This window comes from Actinoallomurus sp. CA-150999 (assembly GCF_050942425.1).
GTDB lineage: Bacteria > Actinomycetota > Actinomycetes > Streptosporangiales > Streptosporangiaceae > Actinoallomurus.
Genome location: NZ_CP192063.1, coordinates 5,732,834 through 5,754,905, shown reverse-complemented (window position 1 = coordinate 5,754,905; position 22,072 = coordinate 5,732,834). Strand labels below are relative to the sequence as shown.

The window sequence follows — 22,072 nt, the reverse complement described above, 5'->3', positions numbered from 1 at the left end:
CTTAGCAGGCTGTACGATTCAACTCGTACAAGCGGTCGTGACGAAGGGGGAACCATCGATGTCCGTGACCGCGCAGGCGAGGCCGGCCGTGACGGTGATGCCGGAGCCGCCCGGCACGCCACCGCCACTGCCCGAACCCGCCGTCGACGACCTGCGCCTGGAGACGGTGCTGGGCGCGTTGAGCGACCCGCTGCGGTTGCGCATCGTCCGCAAGCTCCTGCTCGACCGCGAGGAGTTCGACCACCCCTGCGGCTGGTTCGGCCTGGACCGGCCGAAGTCCTCCCTCACCCATCACTTCCGGGCGCTGCGCGAGGCCGGCGTCATCAGGCAGCGCCAGTACGGCCTCGAACGCCGCAGCCACGTCCGCGTCGAGGACCTGGACGCCCGTTTCCCCGGTCTGGTGGACCTGGTGATCGCCTGGACCCCGGAGTCCGGCTGAGCGGACTTGGTTAGACGTGAGCGTCGTCATAGTGACCAAGCGGTAACTTCGGGCTTACGCTCGGCGCGTGGACATCGTCTTCGAACGACGGGGCGACGGCCCGCCCCTGCTGCTCATGCACGGCATCGGCCACCGCTGGCAGGCCTGGGAGCCGGTGATCGACCTGCTCGCCAAGGAACGCGACGTCATCGCGGTGGACCTGCCCGGCTTCGGCGCGTCGCCGCCGCTCCCACCCGGCACCCCGTACGACCTCGACAGCGTGATCACCGTGCTGCGGGAGTTCACCGAACGGCTCGGCCTCGACCGCCCGCACGTCGCGGGGAACTCCCTCGGCGGGCTGTTCGCGCTGGAGGCCGCCGACCGCGGGCTCGCGCGCTCGGTGACCGCGCTGTCCCCCGCCGGGTTCTTCACGCCCCTCGAGCTCCGGTACGCGGCGCTCGTGCTGCGCGCGTGCCGCCTCGGCGCCGGGGTTCCCGCCGCGACGATGCGCCTGCTGGCGCGCTCGCCGCGGCTGCGCACCCTGATGTTCGGGATGCTCTACGGGCGGCCCGACCTCATCGCGATCGACACGCTGCTGGCTGACGCCGCCGCGCTGCGCGGCGCGACCGGGTTCGAACCGACCCTGCGCGCCGGCCGCCGGTCGACGTTCCGCGGCAAGGTCCAGGACGTCCCGGTGACGATCGCCTGGGGAACCCGGGACCGTCTCCTGCGGGCCGGCCAGGCCGTCCGCGCCCAGCAGACGCTGCCGCACGCCCGGTTCGTCTGGCTCCAGGGGTGCGGGCACGTCCCGATGTCCGACGACCCGCAGGTGGTGGCCCGAGTGCTCCTGGAGGGCAGCTCCGGCCAGCCGGCCGAGGTCCCGCTGGAAGGCAGCGCCGGCTGACCCGCTCAGGTCCGTTGCCGGGCGGCTCCGGCTGACCCGCTCAGGTTCTGTTGGAGGGCGGCTCCGGTCGGTCGGCTCAGGTGCCGTAGAAGCCCTCGACCGGGACGTCGCTCAGTGGGATCCAGTCCGGATCGGCCGCCGCGCGGAAGGGCGCGCGGCAGCGCAGCTCGACGGCGAGCGCGGGTGTCTCGTCGATACGCTGGACCAGTGCGTACAGGACCGCCAGGACGTGCGCGCACGGGCCGTCGCCCGCCCCGCATCCGCAGTCGGCGACCCGTTCGCCGACGGGAGCCGCGATGTCCGTGCCCCGCCTCGTCAAGGCGGCTTCGAGTCCGTCGGGCAGGTCCCCGGGCACCGGTGCCGCGTCGGCCACAAGACCGGTGACCTCGGCGCTCAGTTCGTCGCTCCAGCAGGGGAACTCGATCGCGACGCGGTGGACGACGCCACGGGCGCTCACCTCCGCGTCGAGCCGGCCGGCCTCGGCCGTACGAAGGGTGACGGCGGCGTTCCGCGCGAGGCTGCGGGCCTTCGGCAGCAGCGGGTTCGGCCGGGAGACCGTCGTCGGCTCGACCGTCCGCAGCCAGGCCCTTCCCCACAGGGTGGCGCCGAACTCGGCGGGCATCAGAGCACCCCCTCCTCGCCGAGCGCCAGCACGGCCCGGAGGCGCTCGTCGGGCAGCTCGGCGAGGGCCGCCGCGGCGTCCCCGGACACGGCGCCGGCGAGCGCGCGCTTCGCGTCGTGCAGGCGGGCGATGTGCTCCTCGACGGTGCCTCCGGTGACGAGCGTGTGCACGGTGAGCGGTCCGCGCCGGCCGATGCGGTGGGCCCGGTCGGTGGCTTGGTCCTCGACCGCAGGGTTCCACCATCGGTCGTAGTGGACGACGTGCCCGGCCCGGGTCAGGTTCACCCCGAAGCCGGCGGCCCGCAGGCTCAGCAGCAGGACGGGCGGCGCGGCGTCGTCGGTCTGGAAGGCGTCGACGAGTGCGTCGCGCCGCCGGACGCCGAGGCCACCGTGCAGGAACGGAACCGGTGTCCCGAGCACGTCGGCGAGGTGACGGGCAAGGAGTTCGCCCATCACGCGGTACTGGGTGAAGACCAGGGCACGGTCGTCGTCCTCGACGATCTCCGACAGCATCTCGGTGACCCGGTCGAGTTTGCCGGACCGGCCGGCCAGCTCGCCGTCGTCGCCGAGGAACTGCGCCGGATGGTTGCAGATCTGCTTGAGCGAGGTGAGCAGGGCCAGCACGCGGCCCCGGCGCGCCGCCCCCGTTCCCAGGCCGTCCGCGAACGCCCGGTCCACCGCGTCCCGGTACAGGCGCGCCTGCTCCCCGGTCAGCGAGCAGGCGACCGTGACGAACTGTTTCGGCGGCAAATCGGCGGCGACGTCGGACTTCGTGCGCCGCAGGACGTACGGCGCCACCAGCGCGCCAAGCCTCTTGGCGGCCGTCGCCGAGCGGCGCTGTTCGATCGGCACGCCGAACCGCTGCCGGAACCGCGCCCGGCCGCCCAGCAGCCCGGGATTGGTCACGTTGAGGATCGACCACAGCTCGTCGAGACGGTTCTCGACCGGAGTGCCGGTCATCGCCACGCGGAGCCTGGCCGGGGTCCGGGCGGCGGTCCTCGTCGCGAGGGCCTCCGGATTCTTGATCTGCTGCGCCTCATCGAACACCGCGACGTCCCACGAGATCTCCGTCAGCGTCGCGGCGTCGGCGCGCAGGACGCTGTAGCTGGTGATGACCACCGTGCCGGGCGGGAGCGGATCCGGCAGTCCGCGCCCGGGACCGTGGTGGCCGATGACCGGGATCTCCGGCGCGAAACGGGCCAGTTCGCGCGCCCAGTTGCCGACGACCGAGGTCGGGCAGACGACCAGGTGCGGGCCGGTCGCCCGAGGTCCCTGCCGGGTCGCCAGCAGGCAGATGGCCTGCAGGGTCTTGCCTAGCCCCATCTCGTCCGCCAGGACCCCTCCCCCGCCGTTCTCGGGCAGCGCCCGGAGCCAGGAGACGCCGGTGACCTGGTACGGCCGCAGGTCCGCCCGCACCGCCGCCGCACCCAGCTCGCGGTGCGTGAGGACCATCTGCCGGAACCTTCGGAGCAGGGCCGCCGCCGAGCTGATCGCGGTGCCGTCCGCGTCCAGCACGCAGTGCGCCGCCGTGGGCATGCGGGCGGCGAGCGCTCCGAACGCATCCTCGCCCCGGTCGTCGCCGCCCGGCACTCCGGCGTCGTCCTCGCCCCGGTCGTCGCCGGCCAGCAGCGCCGCCTCCCGCCACGCCCATACGGACGCGCCGAGAGCGGTCTCGGCCCGGTGCCGCCGATCGAGCGCGCGCAGCGCCGGAAGCGCGCCCTCGAGGTCGGCGAGGCGTACGGGCACCTCCCGCGGGGCGATCGCCTCCGCCGCGCCGTCCGTGACCGGGACGGCGAACCGGCCGACCGCCGGCCGCCCGGGCGGCAGTCCGGTCTCCGCGAGCAGGTCCGTCGGCTCCCGCACGCCCCACCACGCCATGGCGCTCTCTTCAGGGATGAAGGTCGCCTGGAGGACGCCAGGACGACCCGCCTCCCGCGCGGGCGCGTCGGGGCGCCGTGTCGCGCCGGCCACCGGATCAGTCATCGGACGGCGCACCTCCGCTCGGAGCCACGCCAATCGGCCGGCGCGGCAGCAGGAAGGTGGCGGCGAACGCGATGGCCAGCAAGCCCGTCGCCAGCCACAGGGAGGCCGCCAGCGCGTCGCCGAAGCGCTCGGCGAGAACGGCACGTGGACTCGCGCCGTTCAGCCCGCGGACACGGGCGAAGAAGAACGTGCCGATGATCGCCACCCCCACGGCCGCCGCCAACTGCGTCACGGTGTTGAACAGCGCGGACCCCGACCCCGCGTCGCCGACGGGCACGTCGCCCAGCGTCAGCTGGGCCAGCGGCGCGACGATCATTCCCATGCCGGCGCCACCGATCAGGACGCCCCAGATGAGGTCGCTCCAACCGGTATGGGCCGTGGCCCCGCCGGCCACGACGGCGATCGCCGCGAATCCCCCAGCCAGCAGGACGAGCCCGATCTGCACCGTGGCGCGCCCGATCCTCGGCAGGAGCACCGCCGCGGAGACGCCGGCCAGGACCGCGACCGTGACCGACCACGGCAGGAGAGTCAGCCCGGCCGTCATCGGCCCGGCTCCGATCCCCACCTGGAGGAACTGCGTGACGACCAGGAAGAAGCCCATGGTCGGGACAAAGAAGAGCGCCTGCACGAGCAGGCCGCCGCACACCGAACGGAACCGGAACAGGGAGACCTGGACCAGTGGATCTCCGCCGCGCGCGCCGACACGGCGCTGATGCGCCCAGAAGCCCGCCAGCGTGAGCACGCCCGCCGTGATCGACGGATACGTCCAGACCGGCCGGTCTCCCCGGTCGGAGGCCGCGATGAGCGGGTAGAGCACCAGCATCAGTCCGACGGTCGAGACGATGACGCCGGTGACATCGATGCGCACCGCGTGACGCGCACGGCTCTCGGGCAGCGACCTGAGGCACGCGATGACCGTGACGACTCCCACCGGAACGTTCACCCAGAACACCAGGCGCCATCCCAAACCTGCGAGGTTCCAGGCGAGCAGCGCGGGCCCGAGTATCGGCCCCACTGTCGCGGCCAGCCCGGAGAGCGCGGAGAACGCCGCCATCGCGCCACCCCGTTCATGAGGCGCGTACATCACCTGAATCTGCGAGAGGACCTGCGGAATCATCACCGCCGCGGCGAGACCTTGGAGCACCCGCGCCGCCACGAGGAGGTCCGGGCCGGGCGCCATGCCGCACAGGGCCGACGCGGCCGCGAATCCGCTCACGCCGATGAGGAAGATCTTCTTGTGCCCGAGGATGTCGCCGAGCCGAGCCCCGGTGATCATGCCCAGCGCCAGAGCCAGGCTGTAGCCGCTGAGCATCCACTGCAGCTGCGCCGGGCTCGCGCCGAGATCCTTCTCGATCGAGGGCAGCACCACGTTGAGGATCGTGACGTCGATGAGGTCCATGAACGCCGCGAGCAGAAGCGCGATCAGGGCCAGGGTCCGTCCCTGCGCGCCCCGGGGCGGGGCGGGGGCGGTCGTGGTCGGCATGAGCCGGCTCCTCGTGGGATGAGAGCATGGGCGTGCGTCGCACACATGTTGCGCCGCACAATGATTGCGTCGCGCAACATAGCCGAAGAATCGAGTCGCTTTCAAATGACCAAGCGGGAACCGAACCGCGGCAGCGAGACGGACGGCGCCGATCCGGCCGAACGGATCGTGCACGCCCTGCCGGACTGGGTGGACGCGATCGTCCAGCTCAACGACCTGATCGCCGAGCGGATGGGCGTCGTTGCCAGCGACCTCCACTGCCTGCACGCCCTCAACCGGGGCGGGCCGACCACCGCCGCCGTCCTCGCCGAGCGGGTCGGCCTGACACCGGGGTCGGTCTCGCGCATGATCGACCGGCTGGACGCCGCCGGCTGCGTACGGCGGAGCCCCGACCGCCGAGACCGGCGCAAGGTGCTCATCGAGCCGACCCCGGAAGGCCTGAAACGGATCGCCGACTACTACGCCGGGCTGACCGACCGCACCCACGAACTGCTGGCGACCTTCGACGAGGCTCAACTGCACTCCCTGCTGACCTTCGTCGAGGCGGGACGCGAGAGCGCGCGAGCCGAGGTCGCCAGGTTGCGGGCGGACATTCGCCGGCCTCGAGGCGGGCCGGGGTCTTCTGTTCCGGACGCCCGCGAGTGACGATGAAGGCGTGACCCGTCCTCGCGCGGCCACCGGCCGTGACGAGGTGTGGGCGCGGCCCGGCACCGCTGTGGGCGCGAGCGCTCACCGAACGGCTGGCGGTCGACGCGCGGACCGGCCAGCGGATTTCGCCGTAATGGCCCGCAGCGGCCTGCCGGTCCGCGCAGCTTGCCGATCGGTGCGGGTTACCGATCGGTGCGAGTTACCGGTCCGCGTGGGTTACCGGTCCGCGTGGCTCGCCGGTCGGTGCGGGTTGCCGGTCCGCGCGGCGCGGCGGTTGCCTTCAAGGTTTGCGCACATCCCTGACCAGGCATGACGCCGGGATGTGGCGCTTGGATCTCTGGGACGTCTTCGCCGTCCTCATCGCGGTGGCCGGGCCCCCGAAGGTCATCCTGAGCTTCGCCCGCCTCGCCGAAGGCCACGATCGCCGCGCACTGCGTCACCTGGCCGTACGGACCACCGTCACCGCGATGCTGTGCGGCGTCGTGGTGGCCATGACGGCCGACCCGTTGCTGCACCTGTTCCACATCGGGCATGCGGACGTCGAGATCGCCGGCGGCGCGATCTTCTTCGTGTACGCCCTGCGGCTCGTCCTCGACGGCCACACCGAAACGCCCGCCGGGTCGTCGGCCGACGGCTTCATGGCCCTGCTGCTCCCCTATGTCGTCAGCCCGCTCGCGATGACGTCGATCATCGTGCTCGCGGTGACCCACAAGGGATGGTTCTGGTCGGCGCTCGTCGCCTTGGCCTATTTGGCCGTCGCCGTGAGCAACCTCCTCACGATGCTGGCCCTGACGTACGTGCTGCACCGAGTGCCGCGCACCTGGATCGAGGTCGCGGGCCGTCTTCTCGGGCTGCTGCTGGCGGCCGTCGGGGTGGAGTTGCTGATCGTCGGCCTGGAGGGAATGGGCGTCATCGCGCGATCGGCTCACCCCTGAGCGGCCGCCGAATCTGCGGCGGACGGCGTAAAGATACGGCGATATTCCGCTGATCTCGGGACCACTGCATTCGCCGGGCAGAATGGCAGTATGCTTTCGTCTTCATCGTCCGTCGCGACCGTTCGGGACCGTACCGCAATCGACGCCGCGACACCCGTCCCCGCAGCTGGAACCTGAGCTGCAGGTTGCATGCAAGCCCACCCGCACGCTTTCATGCAATTTTCATTTGTTACTTTTGTGTTGAACGTTGTCACCTACCTAGTTCGCGCACCCAGATCACGGGATAATAAACTCCCACGAGCGAAAGGGTCGCGCCATGTTCGGTCGGTCGATCTATGTTCCGGACAACCCGGCGTTGATCGGCGGGTCGCCCCAGGCGGTGCACGAGCAACTCTGGGCGCAGGGGAAGCGACGGCGGCTCCAGGTACGCGGCGGGCTCGCCGCCCTCGGCCTGGTGGTCGGCACGGTCTTCGTCGACGTCTGGTTCGGGCTGGTGGCCGCCGCGGTGATCGCCCTGGCGGACAGTCTCTACTACCTGCGTCAGCGGATGGGGTCCAGCGTCTGGCGTAAGGGGCAGCGCGGCGAGCGCCGCACCTCCGCCGTCATGCGCCTCACCCTCGACTTGCGCGGATATCGCGTCCTACAAGGCAGGAACATCCCCGGGCGCGGCCAGATCGACCATCTGGTGATCGGCCCGACCGGTGTGCTGCTGATCGACAACCAGGCCGTCTCCCCGGACACGGACATCGCCGCGTACCAGGACACCCTGTTCGTCGACGAACGGTCCGGCACCAAGATGGCCGCCGCGCTCCGCGAACGCGCCGACGCCACCGCCGCGATGCTGGCCGACCGGCTCGGCGGCGAGGTCGTCGTCGAGGCCGTCGCCGTCATCCACGGCGGTAACCTCGTCAAGGGCCTCGTCGAGGCCGAGGGCGTCACACTCATCCGCCTGCACCGTCTGCCGAGCTGGATCCGGCGCCAGCGCATCCGCTTCTCCCCCGAGCAGGTGGCGACCATCGCTGAAGCGGCTCATCGGCTGCCGATCAGCAGCCAGGCAATCGTCGTCCGCTGACCCCCGGCCCGCAGGGCGCCTCCGCCCTGCCGGTCGTGTTCACGGCAGGATCGAGTCGACGTAGCCGCCGTCGGCGCGGACGGCTCCGCCGGTCGTGGCCGAGGCGTACTCCGAACCGAGGTAGACGACGATGGCGCCGATCTCGGCCGGCTCGATCAGCCGCTGGATGAGGGAGTCGGGGCGGTGCTCCCGCATGAACCTGCGCTGGGCCTCGTCCCAAGGCAGGTCCTCTCCGACGAGCTCACTGACGAACGTCTCGACACCCGGCGTGTGCGTAGGACCGACGATGACCGAGTTGACCGTGACGCCGCTACCGGCGGCGGCCTTGGCGAAACCCCGCGAGACCGCCAGCAGCGCGGTCTTGGTCATGCCGTAGTGCACCATCTCCACCGGGATGACCACCGCCGAATCGCTCGCGATGTTCATCACCCGCCCCCAGCCTCGGTCCATCATGCCGGGAAGGTAGGTGCGCGTCAGGCGGACCGCCGACAGGACGTTGACGTCGAAGTAGCGCCGCCACTCCTCGTCGTCGACCTCCAGCACCGGCTTGGCGCCGAAGATGCCGAGGTTGTTGACGAGGATGTCCACCTCGGGCACTTGCTCGTGCAGCTCGGCCGTGCCGTCGGCGGTCGACAGGTCGGCGGCCACGACGGTCACCTGCGCGTCCGGTAGCTGATCGGTGATGGTGGCGGCCGCCTGCTCGGTCCTGCCCTTCCCGCGCCCGTTCACGACGACGGCGGCACCGGCGCGGGCGAGCTCGGTGGCGATGGCCAGGCCGATGCCCTGGTTGGACCCGGAGACCAGGGCCCGGCGGCCCGACAGATCGATGTTCATCGCTTCATCCTTTCCCGACCGCCGCCCCTCAACCCGGTCGGGCCGGGCGCCGCCGCTCCCGGTGCTCGTGACCTCGCCCGCGCCTCAGTCCGGCCGGCCGTCCGCCGCCGGCCGCCGGGCGGTGGCCGTGCGGAACAGCCAGTCCAGGCGCGGCTCCACCGCCCACCGGAAGCCCCGGCGCACCGTGCCGCCGGACAGCACGACCGCCAGCAGCGCGCACCCGACCGTCACCAGCGCGACCTGTTCCCCGGAGATGCCGTAGTACCAGTCCTGGTAGGACAGGTACAGCGTGACGAAGCCGTGCAGCAGATAGGCGTACATCGTGGCCGAGCCCAGCCGGGTGAACCACGTGCGCCGGGCGGGCACGACCGCCAGGAACGCCACGGTCAGGATCAGCGCCGCGGCCATCGCGACGACCCGGAACCCCACGCCCGCCGACGCGCCGACGCCGAGCTGGCCGAAGCTGCGCCGCCAGTGCACCCACTCGGGGTCGACGTTGAGCGCGAGCAGGTAGGCCGTGAGGCCGCCGAGGAGGAGCACGGCCACGCCGGCGACACGGACGGCCCGGCGGTGCAGGAAAGCGAAATGGTGTGACCGCAGGGTCAGCCCGAGCACGAAGAACGGCAGGAACGACAGGACCTGCGCCGCGTTGAGCATGCTCGGCAGGGTGACGAACCCGGCGAGCATCGAGATCGCCGTCGCGACCGCGACGGGGTACCGGATCTGCTGCCACAGCGGCGTGGACAGCCGCCACAGCAGCAGAGCGGGCAGGAACCACGTCAGGTAGTACGGCTCCAGGGGATCCCAGCCGACGTGGCCGCCGGACAGCAGCCCGGCCCACAGCGGGTACGCGACGCTGAACAGCACGTAGGGCACCACGATCGCGGCGACGAGCTTGCGGGTGCGTCCGCGGGCCGCCGGGAAGCCGCGCGAGAAGTACCCGCACATGACGATGAAGGCGGGAAGATGGAAGGCGTAGATGAACGTCTGCGCCGCCTCCAGCAGCCGACCGCCGACGTTCGCCCCGCGAAGGGGCTCCCAGGCGTGGCCGATGACGACGAGCACGACGGCGAGGAACTTCGCGTTGTCGAAGTAGGGGTCGCGGTCGGCGCGGGCCGGATCGTGGCGGGCGGACGCGGGGCCGGCAGGGTCGCTGCGGACAGGCTCGGTGCGGGTGCGGGCGGCGTCGGTGCGGAGGTTCAAAACGAGTAACCCTGGTCGGGGACAATGGCTGACCGGATCAGTCAACATGGTCTTTCTGAACAGAGGCTCAAGACCGACTGAACGGCCCGCGCCCAGCACGGCGGGCGCTCAGGACACGGCGGCTCCCGGACGGCAGTGCAGGCAGGGCCGGTAGCCGGCGCTCTCGGCCTGTGCCAGGGTACGGAAGCCGTGCCAGTGCGCCGGGGTGATCCGCCGCGCGTCGCGGCAGGTGGGGAAGCACACGATCCCGGTCGTGTCGCTGCCGACGAAGTGGATTTTCTTCGCCGCCAGCGTGCCGACCTCGTCGAGGTTGACGTCCTCCATGCGCAGCAGCCGCTCCTTGGCGGGGACGCCGAAGACGTACTGGCCGATCTGCCCGTCGGAACGGACCACCCGATGGCACGGGATCAGCAGCGGCACCGGGTTGTGGCCGAGCGCCGTGCCGACGGCGCGGACGGCCTTGGGCCGGCCGATCCGCTCGGCGATCCAGGCGTACGGCCGCAGCTCCCCTCGGGGGATGTCCGCGGCGGCGCGCAGCACGGACTCCTCGAAAGGCCGCAGCCCGCGCAGATCGAGGCGGACGCCGGTGGGACGCCCGGTCTCCAGCGCCCGTCGCAGTGCCGGAGGCGGCGTGCCGCCCGGCAGCAGCGGCCGGCCGAACCGGCCGCGGAACGAGGCGACGAAGTCCTCCTCGTCCTGTCCGGTGCGCAGGTAGGCGACGCCCTGGTCGGTCATCGCGACGTACACGCCGCCGATCGCGGCGTCGACGCGCACCCAGCGCGCCGCGACCCGGTCGAGCAGGCCCGCCGGCGCGTCGGCGGCCAGTGCGGACAGGCCGGCGACCAGCGGGTCGTTTCGGTCGAGGCCCTGCGGATCGGTGGGCTCAAGAGCGCTCATCGTACCTCCCCGGGTAGAGCAGGCGGAGTCGCTTCAGACCCCGCGAGATGTGGGACTTGACCGTTCCTTCGGGGGCGCCGAGCACCGACGCGATCTCGGCGATCGGCAGGTCCGCGACGTGCCGCAGCACGACCGCGAGCCGCTGTTCCTCCGGGAGCTCGCCGAGCAACGCGGCGAGCTCCCGGCCCGTCTCCGACCGCTCGGCGACCCGCTCGGTCGGCTCCCCTGGGTCGACCGCTTCAGGCGCGTCGTCGAGCGGTGCCGGTGGCGGATGCCGGGCGGCCGAGCGCGCGGTGTTGCGCCAGAGGTTCGCCAGGATCGTCATGAGCCAGGGACGCGGCTGCAGCGTCGCGATGCGCTGCGGCTCATAGCCGGCCAGGGCGCGGTAGGCGCGCAGGAACGCCTCCGCCGTGAGGTCCTCCGCGTCGGCCCACCGACCGCAGAGCCGCAGCGCGGCGGAGAACACGACGTTGCGGTAGCCGTCGAACAGCGCGACGAATCCGGTGTCGAGGTCCTCCGCGAGCGCAGTGACGATCGGAAGGCGGATATCGGTTTCGGTCACGTTCGTAGAACACCGGTCAGGGTCATCGGGTTGCGGGCCATCGCTCTCATCCTGCCGCCTTTACATTGTAGATCACTACACGACGCCGGCGGGCAGGGCGAAGAGGAGTGACGCGGGCGGCTCGCATGGTCTTTGGACCCGGCCGCCCTCGCCATGCGCCTGGGAGATGCTCGACACGACCGAACCACCGGATGAGCAGGCCGCTGGGATCGGTTAGGCTGGTGGGGCCGGTGTGGCATGTGTCCCCGGGCCGCACCTTCCGCCTTCGTGGAATACCGTCCGGCCTACGGTCGGAGCAGGAGCCGCGTTGTGCCTTTCGCCGAGAGGCGACCACCACACCGGCCCAGACGTGCGCCGCCCCCGCGGAGGATCTCCGCGGGGGCGTTGTCGTTCGTCAGACCGGTACGGTGGCCAGGGCCGCGGCCAGCAACGAGGCGATCACGAGCACGGCGACCACGATCGCCACGGCGGCACGGATGCGCCGCCGCCTGCGCAGACGCCCGAAGTTGGACAACCGGTCGGCCAGGCGAGGGTCTTCCTGGCCGAGTTGAGATGCGATCTCGGTGAGGATTCGCTCCTCCTCCATTGAGAGCGCCACGCCGCACCTCCAGGGGGTCACGATTTCCAGGAATCATCCCCTGTTTGTTAAGCCTGGGAAACCTCAAAAGGCTATCGAGCCTCGCCTTTTACGGCCACATGTGGCAGCGTCGCGGCGAAGTCCCAGCTCAGCCGCCTTCGGTGGTCATGTGGGCGCCCCTGGTCGGAGGGCTCTCCCGGTGGCGTCCGTCCAGGGCCGTCACGTAGTACGTGTAGACGTGACCGGATTTCGCGGTGTGGTCGGTGATCTGGGTCGTCTGCCCGGGAACGACCGTGAGGAGCTCGCGCGGGTCCGGCGACGTACAGGCCGGGCCCTTGGCCGGCGAGCGGTAGACGGCGTACGCCGTGGCCCCGGAGCCCTTCCAGTTCAGCCGGCGGTCCTTGGCCTCCAGACGCGTGGGCGCCGACGGCGGCTCACCGGTGGCGCGCGGGCTCGCGGGGGCGATCGCCGGGCGGGCGAAGTGATCGCGGACCAGCCGGGAGGCGAACCCCCGCCGATCCTGCCGCAGATCGGTCGCGCTGAAGATCGCCTCGCCGGTGACCTCGGGGTGATTCGCGTCGAGCGCCAGATGCCGGGACATCTCCGCCGCGGCGTTCCACGGGCCGCCGTGCCCGACCTGGTAGCCGGCCTGCCCGATGATCAGCTGCACGCGCGTGCCCGCCACCTGCCGGGACCACCAGGCGACGAGCGTCCGGTAGTCCGCGGGCGGGTAGCCGATGGGCCAGTACAGCTGCGGCACCACGTAGTCGATCCACCCGCTCTTGATCCACTTACGGGTGTCGGCGTAGATGTCGTTGTAGCTCTGCAGCGCGTGGGTCGCCGAGCCGCCCGAGTCCTCCGACTTGTTCCGCCACACCCCGAACGGACTGATGCCGAACCTCACCCACGGCTTCGCCTGGTGGATCCCGGCCGACAGGCCCTGCACGAGCATGTCGACGTTGTGCCGGCGCCAGTCGGCGACGCTCTTGAAACCGGCGCCGTACTTCTTGAAGGTCGCCTTGTCGGGGAACTCCTCCCCCGGCAGCGGATACGGATAGAAGTAGTCGTCGAAGTGGACACCGTCGATGTCGTACTTGCGCACCACGTCCAGGACGACCTTGCTCACCAGGTCCCGGACCTCGGGCCGCCCCGGGTCGTACCACAGCGCGTCGCCGTAGCGGTACACCCAGTCCGGATGCTGCCGTGCCGGGTTGTCGGCGGCCAGCGCCTTGCGGCTCGGCCCGGTGCTGACGCGGTAGGGGTTGAACCAGGCGTGGAACTCCAGCCCCCGCTTGTGCGCCTCGTCGACCAGGAACTTCAGCGGGTCGTAGCCCGGGTCACGCCCCTGCTTGCCGGTGAGATACCGGGACCACGGCTCGTACGGGGACGGGTAGAAGGCGTCGGCGGTCGGCCGGACCTGCACGTAGACGGTGTTGAGGTTCTGCCGCACGGCCATGTCCAGCAGGGCGCGGTACTGCGCCTGCTGCGCCGACGCCGGCAGCCCCGGCCGGGCGGGCCAGTCGCCGTTGCCGACCGTCACGATCCACATCGCCCGGGTCTGCCGCTCCGTGTCCGTACGCGCCATCGACACCTGGCCGCATTCGGCCGCCCGCGACCGCAAGTGCCTGGACGGATCATCGTTGCCGCCGCAACCGGCCGTGACGGCCAGGGCCGCGAGTGCCACGATGCTCCTCTTGGCGATGGAAGAACCCACGAGAGGGCATTCTGCCTGAGACTTCGGTGTGCTTTGGCGGGTATCCATTCTTCAGGGACGACAACAAGGCGGCGGCTATGAACGACACCCTCCGGCTCGGCCGGATCGGCGGCGTGCGCGTCGGCGTCAACTGGACCGTCCTGGTGGTCTTCGCGCTCATCACGTACGGCCTGGCCGGCGAGCAACTGCCCCACACCTACAAGGGCCTGCATCCGCTGATGTACGTGCTCGGCGGGCTGCTCACCGCGACGGCGTTCCTCGTCTCGCTGCTCGCCCACGAGCTGGCGCACGCGATCGTCGCGCAGCGCAACGGCCTGACCGTCACGGGGATCACCCTGTGGCTGCTGGGCGGCGTCGCGCGGTACGAGGGCGAGCCTCCCACTCCGGGCGCCGAGCTGCGCATCGCCGGCTCGGGTCCGCTGGTCAGCCTGCTGCTCGCGGCGGCGTTCGGCATCGTCTCCGCCGGCCTGCTGGTCACCGGGGCCGACGGCCTGGTGGCCGGATGCGTCACCTGGCTCGCGGCGATCAACGCGCTGCTGGCGGCCTTCAACGTCATCCCCGCCGCGCCGCTGGACGGCGGCCGGCTCGTCCACGCCCTGCTGTGGCGGATGTCCGGGGACCGGGTGAAGGCGACGCTGCAGACGACCCAGGTCGGACGCGCCTTCGGCTGGGTGACCATGCTGGCCGGCTTCTACCTCTCCATGTGGACCGCCGACGGCCTGTGGCTCACGCTCGTCGGCTGGTTCCTGATCACGGCGGCGGGGCTGGAGGCGGCGCAGGCCCGGCTCCGGGCGCGGCTCGACGGCATCCCGATCCGCCGGATCATGACCCCCGATCCGTTCACCGTGCCGAGCGCGATGCCGGTCGCCGAGTTCCTGCGGGAGATGCTGCCCCGGCATCGGCACGCCGCCTACCCGGTGGTCGACGAGGGCCTCGTCCGCGGCGTCGTCACCGCCGAACGGATCCGCCAGGAGCCGCCCGACACGCCCGTCGGCACGCTCGTCGAGGACGCCGAGCGCACAACGGCCGAGACGCCGCTCACCGAACTGCTGCCCCGGCTCACCCGCGAACGCCTCCTCGTCTTCGACGGCGACCGGCTCGTCGGCATCGTGACGCCCCACGACCTCACCCGCGAACTCGAACACCTGGCGCGCGAGGTTCCGGGCTTCCCGGCGCGCTGACGCCCACATCCGGACGCCGCCTCGACCGGGCCACGATCACCCCGGTCAGGATCACCAGGCCGCCGGTGAGGGTGTTCCAGCCCAGCGGTTCGGACAGCAGCACCGCGCCCAGGAGCGTGGACCACAGCGGCGTCAGGTAGGTGACCGTCGCCGCGACCGTCGGCCCGGCCGCCCGGATCACGCCCAGGTTGAGGATGTACGCCAGCCCGGTGCCGACGGCTCCGAGCACCACCAGTGCCGTGGCCGCGCCCGCCCCGGGCCAGGCGGGCGGGCCGGCCCACAGCGGCGTGACCACGGCCAGCTCCGCGGTCGCGCACAGGATCTGCACCGCCGACAGCACCGCGGCGGACTCCGTACGGCCCGAGAAGAAGCGCCGGGTGTAGGTGAAGCCGGCGCCGTAACACACGGTCGCGCCGAGGCAGGCGAGGCTGCCGGCCGTCGCGCCGCCGAGCCCCCGCCAGGCCCCCAGGACCAGGAGCACGCCGCCGAACCCGGTCAGCAGCCCCAGTGACCGCCGGAGCGTCGGCCGCTCACCGGGGATCAGGGCGACCGCGAACAGCAGCGTGGTCAACGGCGTCGTGGCGTTCCACACGCCGGCCACCACCGAGCTCACCCGGGTCTCCGCGTACGAGAACAGCGTGAACGGGACGGCGTTCAACAGCGCGGCCACCACCAGCGCGTGCGCCCAGAGCCGCCGGTCGCGGGGCGGTGCCTCCCGCCGGACGACGCAGACCACGCCCAGCGCCACCAGGCCGAACAGACACCGCCAGAACGCCACCCACATCGGCGCGACCCCGGCCTCGATCGCCACCTTGATCAGGGCGAAGCTCGCCCCCCAGATGACCGACAGGACCACGAAGCCGGGCACCCATCGCGCGGTCTCCCCAGGCCGCTCCGTCATCGTCTCCCACCTCACCGTTCGGATTCGGACACCGGTCACCGGAATCCTCGGTGCGGCAGGCAAGATGAGTCCAACAAGTGACCGCACCAGACCCATGAGAAGAACTCATGACCCTCAACATCAGCCAGCTGCGGGCGTTCGTCGCCGTGCTCGACCACGACGGTTTCGGGGCCGCCGCCGACCGGCTCGGGGTGAGCCAGTCGGCGGTCTCCCACTCCGTCGCGTCACTGGAACGCGCCCTCGGCAGCGCCGTCCTGACACGCCACGGCCGCCCGCGCCCCACCGCGTTCGGAGAGCGGATCCTCGGCCACGCCCGCGCCGCCCTCGCCGCCACCACCGCGATCGCCGACCTCGCCGCCCAGCAGGACGGCCTGCCCACCGGGACCGTACGGCTCGCGGCCCCCACGACCGTCTGCCAGGGCCTGCTGCCCGACCTGATGGCCCGGTGGAAGGCCGACCTGCCCCGGGTCGACGTGGCGCTGTTCGAAGGGGAGGACGACGAGGTCGCCGACTGGCTCACCGGCGACACCGTCGACCTGGCCGTCCTCGTCGACCCGCCGCCCGGCCCCGGCGTCACCCTCGCCGACGACGCCTTCCACGCCCTGCTGCGCGACGACCACCCGCTCGCCGAGGAGAAGACCATCGGCGTCGCCGACCTGGAAGACGACCCCTTCCTGCTCTCCTGCGGCGGATGCGAGGGCCACATCCGCGAGCTGTACCGCCGGGCGGGCGTACCGTTCCGGCCGACGCACCGGATCCGGGACGTGGGCACCCTGCTGGCCATGGTCCGCGCCGGGATCGGCGTCACGATCGTGCCCGGCCTGACCGTCGCGATGCTCGTCCCCCGCCTCGTGATGGTGCCGGTGGATCCGCCGATCGCCCGGCGGCTGGTCCTCACCGGTCCGGCCGACCGGCCCTGGCACCCGGCCGCCACCGCCCTCGTGACCGCGGTCCCGGAATTCGCCGAGGGGATTCGCTAGAGATTTTCGCCGGACGCGATGAATCCCGCCGATCCCGCCGGTATGTACAGGCGAGCACCGAGCGAAAGGGACACCATCGTGAGCGTCATCGTCATCGAGTTCATCACCCTGGACGGGATCGTGTCCGATCCGGACGGTTCCGGGGGCACGCCGACCGGCGGCTGGGCCTTCCGGCACGGCCCCGAGACGGTCGCCGGGGACAAGTTCCAGCTCGGGAGCACGCTGGACGAAGGGGTGATGCTGCTGGGGCGTACGACCTGGCAGCTGTTCTCCCGGCTCTGGCCGAATCGCGACGACCCGTTCTCCGCGCGGATGAACGCCGTACCGAAGCTCGTCGCCTCCCGTACGCTGAGCGACGCGTCGGCGTGGACGAATTCGCGCGTCATCGACGGCGACCTCGTCGACGTCGTCAAGCACGAGCAGCGCGACATGATCATTACCGGCAGCCTCGGCGTCGTACGCGCGCTGATGGCCGAGGACCTGATCGACGAGTACCGGCTCCTGACCTTCCCCACGATCCTCGGCACCGGCGACCGGCTCTTTCCCACCGACGGCCCGCCCGCGCACCTCGAGTGCCGGTCGGCCGAGCAGTCCGGCGCCGCCGTCCTCACGCAATACGTGAGAGCGGCACGATGACACCACGCCGCCCGGCGCCGGGCGGCGCCTCTAGGGCCTGTCTCGAAGCCCCGCTGTCCTACTGCGCGGCGCCCAGGCGGCGCCTCGCCGCGTTGTCGTCGGTCGCCAGCCAACACCAGGCTGACTCCCTCCTCCGCCTTGCGAGGCACCGCCTGGACACCGCTCGCTACGGACGGGGACTTCGAGACAGGCCCTAGGGCAGATCGGCCAGGCCGGGCGTGGAGATGTGCACCACCTCGTACCGCTCGGTGGCGTCCTCGTCGGCGGGCACGGTGTCCTGCCACAGGACGAACCTGACCAGTCGCCAGTCTCGCGGATCGAGGCCGAGGGCGGCGGTGTGCACCCCGTCGCGGCTCGCGAGGGCGCGGAGTTCGGCGACCTCGTGCTCGATGCGGGTGGCGAGGTCGAGGCCGGTCTCATCCGCGGCGGGGGCCGGCGGGACCACGGTGAGGCGGCGTGAAGCGGCCTTCGGCGCGGTGCCACGGGCCGGACCGGCGACAGTGGCGATGCCGGTCCAGTGGTCGACGGCGGGGCGGCCGAAGAAGCGGATGATGTTCTGGAACCGGCCGCTGCCGGTGACCAGGAAGTCGGCCATCGAGCCGGTGTCGTTCCACAGGTAGAAACAGGCGTACTCGTCGACCGGCGAACCACCGGCCCCGCGTTCCCGGAAGAGATAGGCCTTGAGGCCCAATCCGGCCCGGTCGTCGAGGCTGTGCATGGCAAGACCGATCCGGTCGCGGAGACCGGGCATGTCGTAGCCGGCGGGCAGGGGGAACGCGTACTGCATCGCGTACATGAGCCGTCCTTCAGATCGTCTGCCCGTACAGACTAGTAGGTACAGAAGGCGTTCGTCATCCATCGTGCGGGGACCCCGCGTAACCTTTGGCGAATGGCAGCCCGGGCCGATCGCCTCCCGGTCCGCGTCGCCCTGCGAGGCGGACCGGACGGCTGGCAGTACACGATCACCGACCGGTCCGGCGCCGAGGAGCACGTGGACCTCGGCGAAATGGCGGCGAGCCGATGGCCGCCGGCCACCCGCCGCGGTCACGACCCGGAATGGTGGGACGCGGCGAACGCCCAGGTCGCCGCGCACCTTCGCGAGTACCTCGACCTCCGCGTCACCGACCGCTGCTTCGACCTGTTCCAGATGGAGGCGTCCATCGAGTGGCGGTCGACGGGCGGCGAGAGCGGACCGTGGGAGGGCACGGTCACGCTGGTCCCGCCGGACCCGGGCCGTTTCCCCGGACGCGTCCCGCCGTTCGTCGTGCGTCTCCTGCCCGGCCGGGGCGCGGACGTCGACGGTACGGACCTGCTCTTCGAGACCCCCGCGGCGCGTGCCTGGTCCGTGCTGACGCGAGTCGCGGACCGCCTGGGCGGCCGGCCGCACGCGTCGTTCATCTGCGGCTGGGCGGACCACCGGTCCGTACGGATCGGCCGCGGCCAGGTGTCGATCTGCACCGTTCGCCACGGCGACGGCGTGGAACGGATCGGCCAGATCTACGCCATGCGGCCGCCCGGGTGGGGCGGCTCCCCCACCGTACGGGCCGAGCTCGACGGCATCGACCTGCTCGGCGAGACCGCAGGTGACGTCCTGTGGCTACTCGGCGAGCTCGGTCTGGACACCGTCCACCACGCCGGCTCCGTCCACGTCCCCGACGCCGGGCTGTTCCTCTACCGCGAGGCTCCGGCCGACGACCGGTTCGCCTCCGTCGCCATCGAACCGCCACGCACGTCCGACGGCGAGCTCACCTGAGCGCGGAGTGAGGGACGCCGTCCCCACGGGCGCCCCTCACCTCTCCGTACGACGGCGGTATGCGCACCGCTCAGCCGCGAGCTCAGTCCCCGGGGTGTCCCGGCGGCGGTGCCTGGGTCGTGCACGTGAGTGGAACCCCCACCGGGACCAGGCGCTCGACGGAGCCCGGCCGTCCGTGCGTGACGGCCAGCTGCGACGGGGTGAGGTAGCCGATGAAGAGCTGTTTCCCGGCGGGCATCGCCGAGCGGTCGAAGACGAAGGTGACCCTGCCGTCGCTCCGCCGCTCCCCCGTCATGACGCGGCGGACGCCGGGCCCGTCACCGCTGGGATCGAGGCGTCCGTCGTCCTGCGGTCCCTTGCAGAAGACGCCCTCCTTGACGATCACCGGGAAGCCGACCTGGCGAAGGGCCCGTTCGAGGCCCTGGTGGTCCTGGAAGTACCGCGCCTTGTCCCAGGTCACGCGGACGGTGCCGTGTCCGTCGCTGTCCAGGGTGAACGCGGCGGTGCGGATGTGCACCGACCCGGCGCCGGTGGTGAGCCTCGCCTGCGGCGGCGCGGTCGACGGGTGGCTGAGCGCCGGCACTCCGAGCGCGAGACCGGCCACCGCCGTGGCGCCCGCCGCCGCACCGACGACGACGCGCCGACGACGCCGTACGCGCCCCGCCGCCACGATCCGCTCGACCGGGGTGTGCATGCTGACCTGCTCGAACGAACCCTTCAGCTCGTCCAGCACCGCAGCGGTGTCCTTGTCCTGACTGCTCATGTTCCGACCTCCCGGTCGTCGACGGTGATGAGATGGCCGCGAAGCGTCGTGACGGCCCGCGACAGGTGGGCGGTGACCGTTCCCGGGGCGATGCCGAGGATCTCTGCGGTCGCCTGGGTGTCGAGGTCGAGGAAGACCCGGAACGCGATCACCTCCCGCTGCCGCTGCGGCAGCCGGCGCAGCACGGCGAGCAGCGCGGGATCCAGGCCCGCCTCACCGGCCGAGACGTCGGCGACCTCGTGATCGCGCTCCAGCGCGACCTCCCGCCGCCGACGGCGCCACCACGAGACCCGGGTGTTGAGCGCCGTACGAACGATCCAGGCGGTCGGCGCGGGATGCCGGCTGACGCGGTGCCACGACACCCAGGCCCGCGTGAACGCCTCGGCGACCAGGTCCTCGGCCAGCTGCCGATCGCCCACGCCGGCCAGAACCGCCCGCAGGCACACGTCCCGGCTGGCTCGATAGAACTCCTGGAACTCCAGCTGCTTCACACCCGCTACACGCTTCCAGCGCCCGATCCGCTTACCTTCGTGCCGAGAATCTTTCACCGCGTCCGCGGCATGCCCACCCGGCAGCGCGCGGGTGTCACCGTCGAGACGATGCGTTCCGCGCTTCGCGAACTCGCGCTCTTGGGCGCGTCCGACCCATCTCGCTGAGGGCGATATGGCCGGCGAAGGCCACCACCAGCGCGTTGAGGGCGGGGATCCCCACGTGGATGAAGTAGCCGGCGGCACCGGCGCCGGCCCAGGAGATCAGGCTCGCCGGAACCCACTCGGGAGCGTCGGCGGGAAGACGTCCTCGGATCCGGGACGAGTCCAGTTCCGCGCGCCAGGTACGGACCACGTAGTACTCCGCGATCATGATGCCGGCCACCGGCGGGATCAGGATGCCGAGGAGGGTGAGGAAGCCGATGAAGTGATGCAGGAGCCCGGTCGCCGACAGGGCCGACCCCAAGGCGCCGATCACGACCGTCAGCAGACGGCGGCTGACGCACCGGCCGGCCAGGACGTCGACGACGTTGACCAGCCCGAGCGTGGAGGAGTACAGGTTCCAGTCGTTGATCTTCAAGACGGATGCGGTCAGGACGACGGTGCCCCAGAGGCCGCTCGTCGTCGTGATGATCGCGACGACGTCGACGGTGTGCAGTGCGTGGGCCAGCAGCACGCCGATGAGTCCGATGAAGAACTCTCCCACGGTGACCCCGACCAGGGTCTGCCTGATGACGTCCCCTGCGGTGCGGTTGTAGCGCGTCATGTCCGGCGTCATCACGGCTCCGACGATGAACCCACCGGCGACGAGCGTGGCACCGGCCGCGAGCGAGAGCGGCCTGCCGGCCGGCTGGGACCAGATGAGGTCATGCAGCGAGAACCTGGCCAACTGGCGCCCGACCGCCCAGACCGCCAGGGCGACGAACGCGGGCACCGTGACGTACGCCGTCCAGGCCATGCCGTGAAAGCCGTACATCACGATCGCGGTGACGCCCAGGCCACCGATGAGCGACCAGGCCACCACGGACGGACCGCCCAGCAGAGAATGCAGCCCTTCGGCGAACACCGCGTTCTGCACACCGAACCAGCCGATCAGGCTGACCGCGATCGTCAGGCCGACGATCGCGGAACCCTTGTTGCCGAATCCCGTCCAGCGTGCGAGCACGGACGTCGACAGGCCCTCGCGCGTTCCCGCGATGCCGACGAAGATCGAGACGATCTCCAGCAGCACCGAGCCCAGAGCGATCGCGAGCACGGCTCGCCAGAAGGTCATCCCCAGCCCCAAGGTCACCCCGAGCAGGAATTGGGAGAGCGCGGAGAGCTGACCGAACCGCTGGGTCGCCACCGACCACCAGGAGTAACGGGCCGAGACCGGTACCCGGTGGAGCGAGTAATCCTCGGCAGCGGCCGACTCGTCGAGGTGCGCCGCGGGTTTCATCACCGTCCTCCCGCCGCAGGGCCGATCACTCCGGACCGGCCACGTGGCGCCCGCCGCCTTATCGACGTTTCCGCAGTTCAC

At 71.5% G+C, this 22,072-nt stretch carries 23 protein-coding genes; 9 read left to right on the top strand and 14 right to left on the bottom strand.

Features of this window, described 5'->3' with window-relative positions; all coding sequences use genetic code 11:
* Positions 1 to 58 precede the first annotated feature (58 nt).
* Positions 59 to 439, top strand: coding sequence for an ArsR/SmtB family transcription factor (locus ACQP2O_RS26520; protein WP_433190528.1), 381 nt, complete (start codon positions 59 to 61; stop codon positions 437 to 439).
* A 67-nt stretch (positions 440 to 506) separates the two neighbouring features.
* Positions 507 to 1,322 (top strand): alpha/beta fold hydrolase, encoded by an 816-nt coding sequence (locus tag ACQP2O_RS26515; protein ID WP_433190526.1) that lies wholly within the window; start codon positions 507 to 509, stop codon positions 1,320 to 1,322.
* A 76-nt stretch (positions 1,323 to 1,398) separates the two neighbouring features.
* On the opposite strand, the gene ACQP2O_RS26510 is transcribed toward ACQP2O_RS26515, so the two are convergent.
* From ACQP2O_RS26510 to ACQP2O_RS26500, 3 genes are read right to left on the bottom strand one after another with little or no spacing between them, the layout of a single operon-like run.
* Entirely contained in the window at positions 1,399 to 1,944 is a 546-nt protein-coding gene (locus tag ACQP2O_RS26510) for an SWIM zinc finger family protein (protein ID WP_433190524.1), read from the bottom strand.
* Entirely contained in the window at positions 1,944 to 3,926 is a 1,983-nt protein-coding gene (locus tag ACQP2O_RS26505; RefSeq protein WP_433190522.1) for a DEAD/DEAH box helicase, read from the bottom strand. Before ACQP2O_RS26505 ends, ACQP2O_RS26510 begins: the two co-directional genes overlap by 1 nt.
* A complete protein-coding gene (locus tag ACQP2O_RS26500) occupies positions 3,919 to 5,409 on the bottom strand; it encodes an MFS transporter (protein WP_433190520.1) in 1,491 nt (496 codons plus the stop codon). Before ACQP2O_RS26500 ends, ACQP2O_RS26505 begins: the two co-directional genes overlap by 8 nt.
* 105 nt (positions 5,410 to 5,514) lie before the next feature.
* On the opposite strand from ACQP2O_RS26500, the gene ACQP2O_RS26495 reads away from it, so the two are divergent.
* The 3 genes from ACQP2O_RS26495 (at position 5,515) to ACQP2O_RS26485 (ending at position 8,064) form a co-directional block, all read left to right on the top strand.
* Positions 5,515 to 6,054: a MarR family winged helix-turn-helix transcriptional regulator gene (locus tag ACQP2O_RS26495; protein WP_433190519.1), complete on the top strand. Its 540-nt coding sequence runs from the start codon at positions 5,515 to 5,517 to the stop codon at positions 6,052 to 6,054.
* 332 nt (positions 6,055 to 6,386) lie between these two features.
* On the top strand, positions 6,387 to 6,992 hold the full coding sequence (locus ACQP2O_RS26490) for a MarC family protein (RefSeq protein WP_433190517.1): 606 nt from the start codon (positions 6,387 to 6,389) through the stop codon (positions 6,990 to 6,992).
* Positions 6,993 to 7,308: 316 nt separating this feature from the next.
* Complete coding sequence (locus tag ACQP2O_RS26485; protein WP_433190515.1) at positions 7,309 to 8,064, top strand: nuclease-related domain-containing protein; 756 nt, start codon at positions 7,309 to 7,311, stop codon at positions 8,062 to 8,064.
* Positions 8,065 to 8,103: 39 nt separating this feature from the next.
* On the opposite strand, the gene ACQP2O_RS26480 is transcribed toward ACQP2O_RS26485, so the two are convergent.
* The 6 genes from ACQP2O_RS26480 to ACQP2O_RS26455 form a co-directional block, all read right to left on the bottom strand.
* Entirely contained in the window at positions 8,104 to 8,898 is a 795-nt protein-coding gene (locus tag ACQP2O_RS26480) for an SDR family NAD(P)-dependent oxidoreductase (protein WP_433190513.1), read from the bottom strand.
* Between the two features lie 84 nt (positions 8,899 to 8,982).
* Positions 8,983 to 10,101, bottom strand: a complete 1,119-nt coding sequence (locus ACQP2O_RS26475) for an acyltransferase family protein (RefSeq protein WP_433190511.1) — start codon at positions 10,099 to 10,101, stop codon at positions 8,983 to 8,985.
* Positions 10,102 to 10,209: 108 nt separating this feature from the next.
* Positions 10,210 to 10,998, bottom strand: a complete 789-nt coding sequence (locus ACQP2O_RS26470; protein ID WP_433190509.1) for a methylated-DNA--[protein]-cysteine S-methyltransferase — start codon at positions 10,996 to 10,998, stop codon at positions 10,210 to 10,212.
* A complete protein-coding gene (locus tag ACQP2O_RS26465; protein WP_433190508.1) occupies positions 10,985 to 11,560 on the bottom strand; it encodes an RNA polymerase sigma factor in 576 nt (191 codons plus the stop codon). Before ACQP2O_RS26465 ends, ACQP2O_RS26470 begins: the two co-directional genes overlap by 14 nt.
* Before the next feature lie 394 nt (positions 11,561 to 11,954).
* Positions 11,955 to 12,158, bottom strand: coding sequence for a DUF3040 domain-containing protein (locus ACQP2O_RS26460; RefSeq protein WP_433190506.1), 204 nt, complete (start codon positions 12,156 to 12,158; stop codon positions 11,955 to 11,957).
* Positions 12,159 to 12,285: 127 nt separating this feature from the next.
* On the bottom strand, positions 12,286 to 13,851 hold the full coding sequence (locus ACQP2O_RS26455; protein ID WP_433190504.1) for a glycoside hydrolase family 10 protein: 1,566 nt from the start codon (positions 13,849 to 13,851) through the stop codon (positions 12,286 to 12,288).
* A gap of 77 nt (positions 13,852 to 13,928) precedes the next feature.
* Here ACQP2O_RS26455 and ACQP2O_RS26450 point away from each other — a divergent pair, with 77 nt between their 5' ends.
* Positions 13,929 to 15,032, top strand: coding sequence for a site-2 protease family protein (locus ACQP2O_RS26450; protein ID WP_433190502.1), 1,104 nt, complete (start codon positions 13,929 to 13,931; stop codon positions 15,030 to 15,032).
* Here ACQP2O_RS26450 and ACQP2O_RS26445 read toward each other — a convergent pair.
* On the bottom strand, positions 14,977 to 15,933 hold the full coding sequence (locus tag ACQP2O_RS26445) for a DMT family transporter (RefSeq protein ID WP_433190501.1): 957 nt from the start codon (positions 15,931 to 15,933) through the stop codon (positions 14,977 to 14,979). The genes ACQP2O_RS26450 and ACQP2O_RS26445 overlap by 56 nt on opposite strands.
* 107 nt (positions 15,934 to 16,040) lie before the next feature.
* Between ACQP2O_RS26445 and ACQP2O_RS26440 the strand changes: the two genes are divergently transcribed.
* Together ACQP2O_RS26440 and ACQP2O_RS26435 are read left to right on the top strand one after the other, a co-directional pair.
* Positions 16,041 to 16,913 carry a LysR family transcriptional regulator gene (locus tag ACQP2O_RS26440; protein WP_433190499.1) on the top strand — a complete coding sequence of 291 codons (873 nt, stop codon included), beginning with the start codon at positions 16,041 to 16,043 and terminating at the stop codon, positions 16,911 to 16,913.
* A gap of 78 nt (positions 16,914 to 16,991) precedes the next feature.
* A complete protein-coding gene (locus tag ACQP2O_RS26435; RefSeq protein ID WP_433190497.1) occupies positions 16,992 to 17,549 on the top strand; it encodes a dihydrofolate reductase family protein in 558 nt (185 codons plus the stop codon).
* 193 nt (positions 17,550 to 17,742) lie between these two features.
* Here ACQP2O_RS26435 and ACQP2O_RS26430 read toward each other — a convergent pair whose 3' ends face one another.
* Positions 17,743 to 18,345 (bottom strand): DUF4865 family protein, encoded by a 603-nt coding sequence (locus ACQP2O_RS26430; RefSeq protein WP_433190495.1) that lies wholly within the window; start codon positions 18,343 to 18,345, stop codon positions 17,743 to 17,745.
* A 93-nt stretch (positions 18,346 to 18,438) separates the two neighbouring features.
* On the opposite strand from ACQP2O_RS26430, the gene ACQP2O_RS26425 reads away from it, so the two are divergent.
* Positions 18,439 to 19,302, top strand: a complete 864-nt coding sequence (locus ACQP2O_RS26425; RefSeq protein ID WP_433190494.1) for a hypothetical protein — start codon at positions 18,439 to 18,441, stop codon at positions 19,300 to 19,302.
* Between the two features lie 82 nt (positions 19,303 to 19,384).
* Here the strand turns inward: ACQP2O_RS26425 and ACQP2O_RS26420 are convergent, their stop codons facing one another.
* The 3 genes from ACQP2O_RS26420 to ACQP2O_RS26410 all read right to left on the bottom strand — a co-directional run bounded on the left by ACQP2O_RS26420 (position 19,385) and on the right by ACQP2O_RS26410 (position 21,991).
* On the bottom strand, positions 19,385 to 20,065 hold the full coding sequence (locus tag ACQP2O_RS26420) for a hypothetical protein (protein ID WP_433190492.1): 681 nt from the start codon (positions 20,063 to 20,065) through the stop codon (positions 19,385 to 19,387).
* The gene (locus tag ACQP2O_RS26415; protein WP_433190490.1) at positions 20,062 to 20,556 is read right to left on the bottom strand and encodes a sigma-70 family RNA polymerase sigma factor; all 495 of its coding nucleotides are present in this window, start codon (positions 20,554 to 20,556) and stop codon (positions 20,062 to 20,064) included. The genes ACQP2O_RS26420 and ACQP2O_RS26415 overlap by 4 nt, the downstream gene beginning before the upstream one ends.
* 94 nt (positions 20,557 to 20,650) lie before the next feature.
* A complete protein-coding gene (locus ACQP2O_RS26410) occupies positions 20,651 to 21,991 on the bottom strand; it encodes a purine-cytosine permease family protein (RefSeq protein WP_433190489.1) in 1,341 nt (446 codons plus the stop codon).
* Positions 21,992 to 22,072 lie beyond the last annotated feature (81 nt).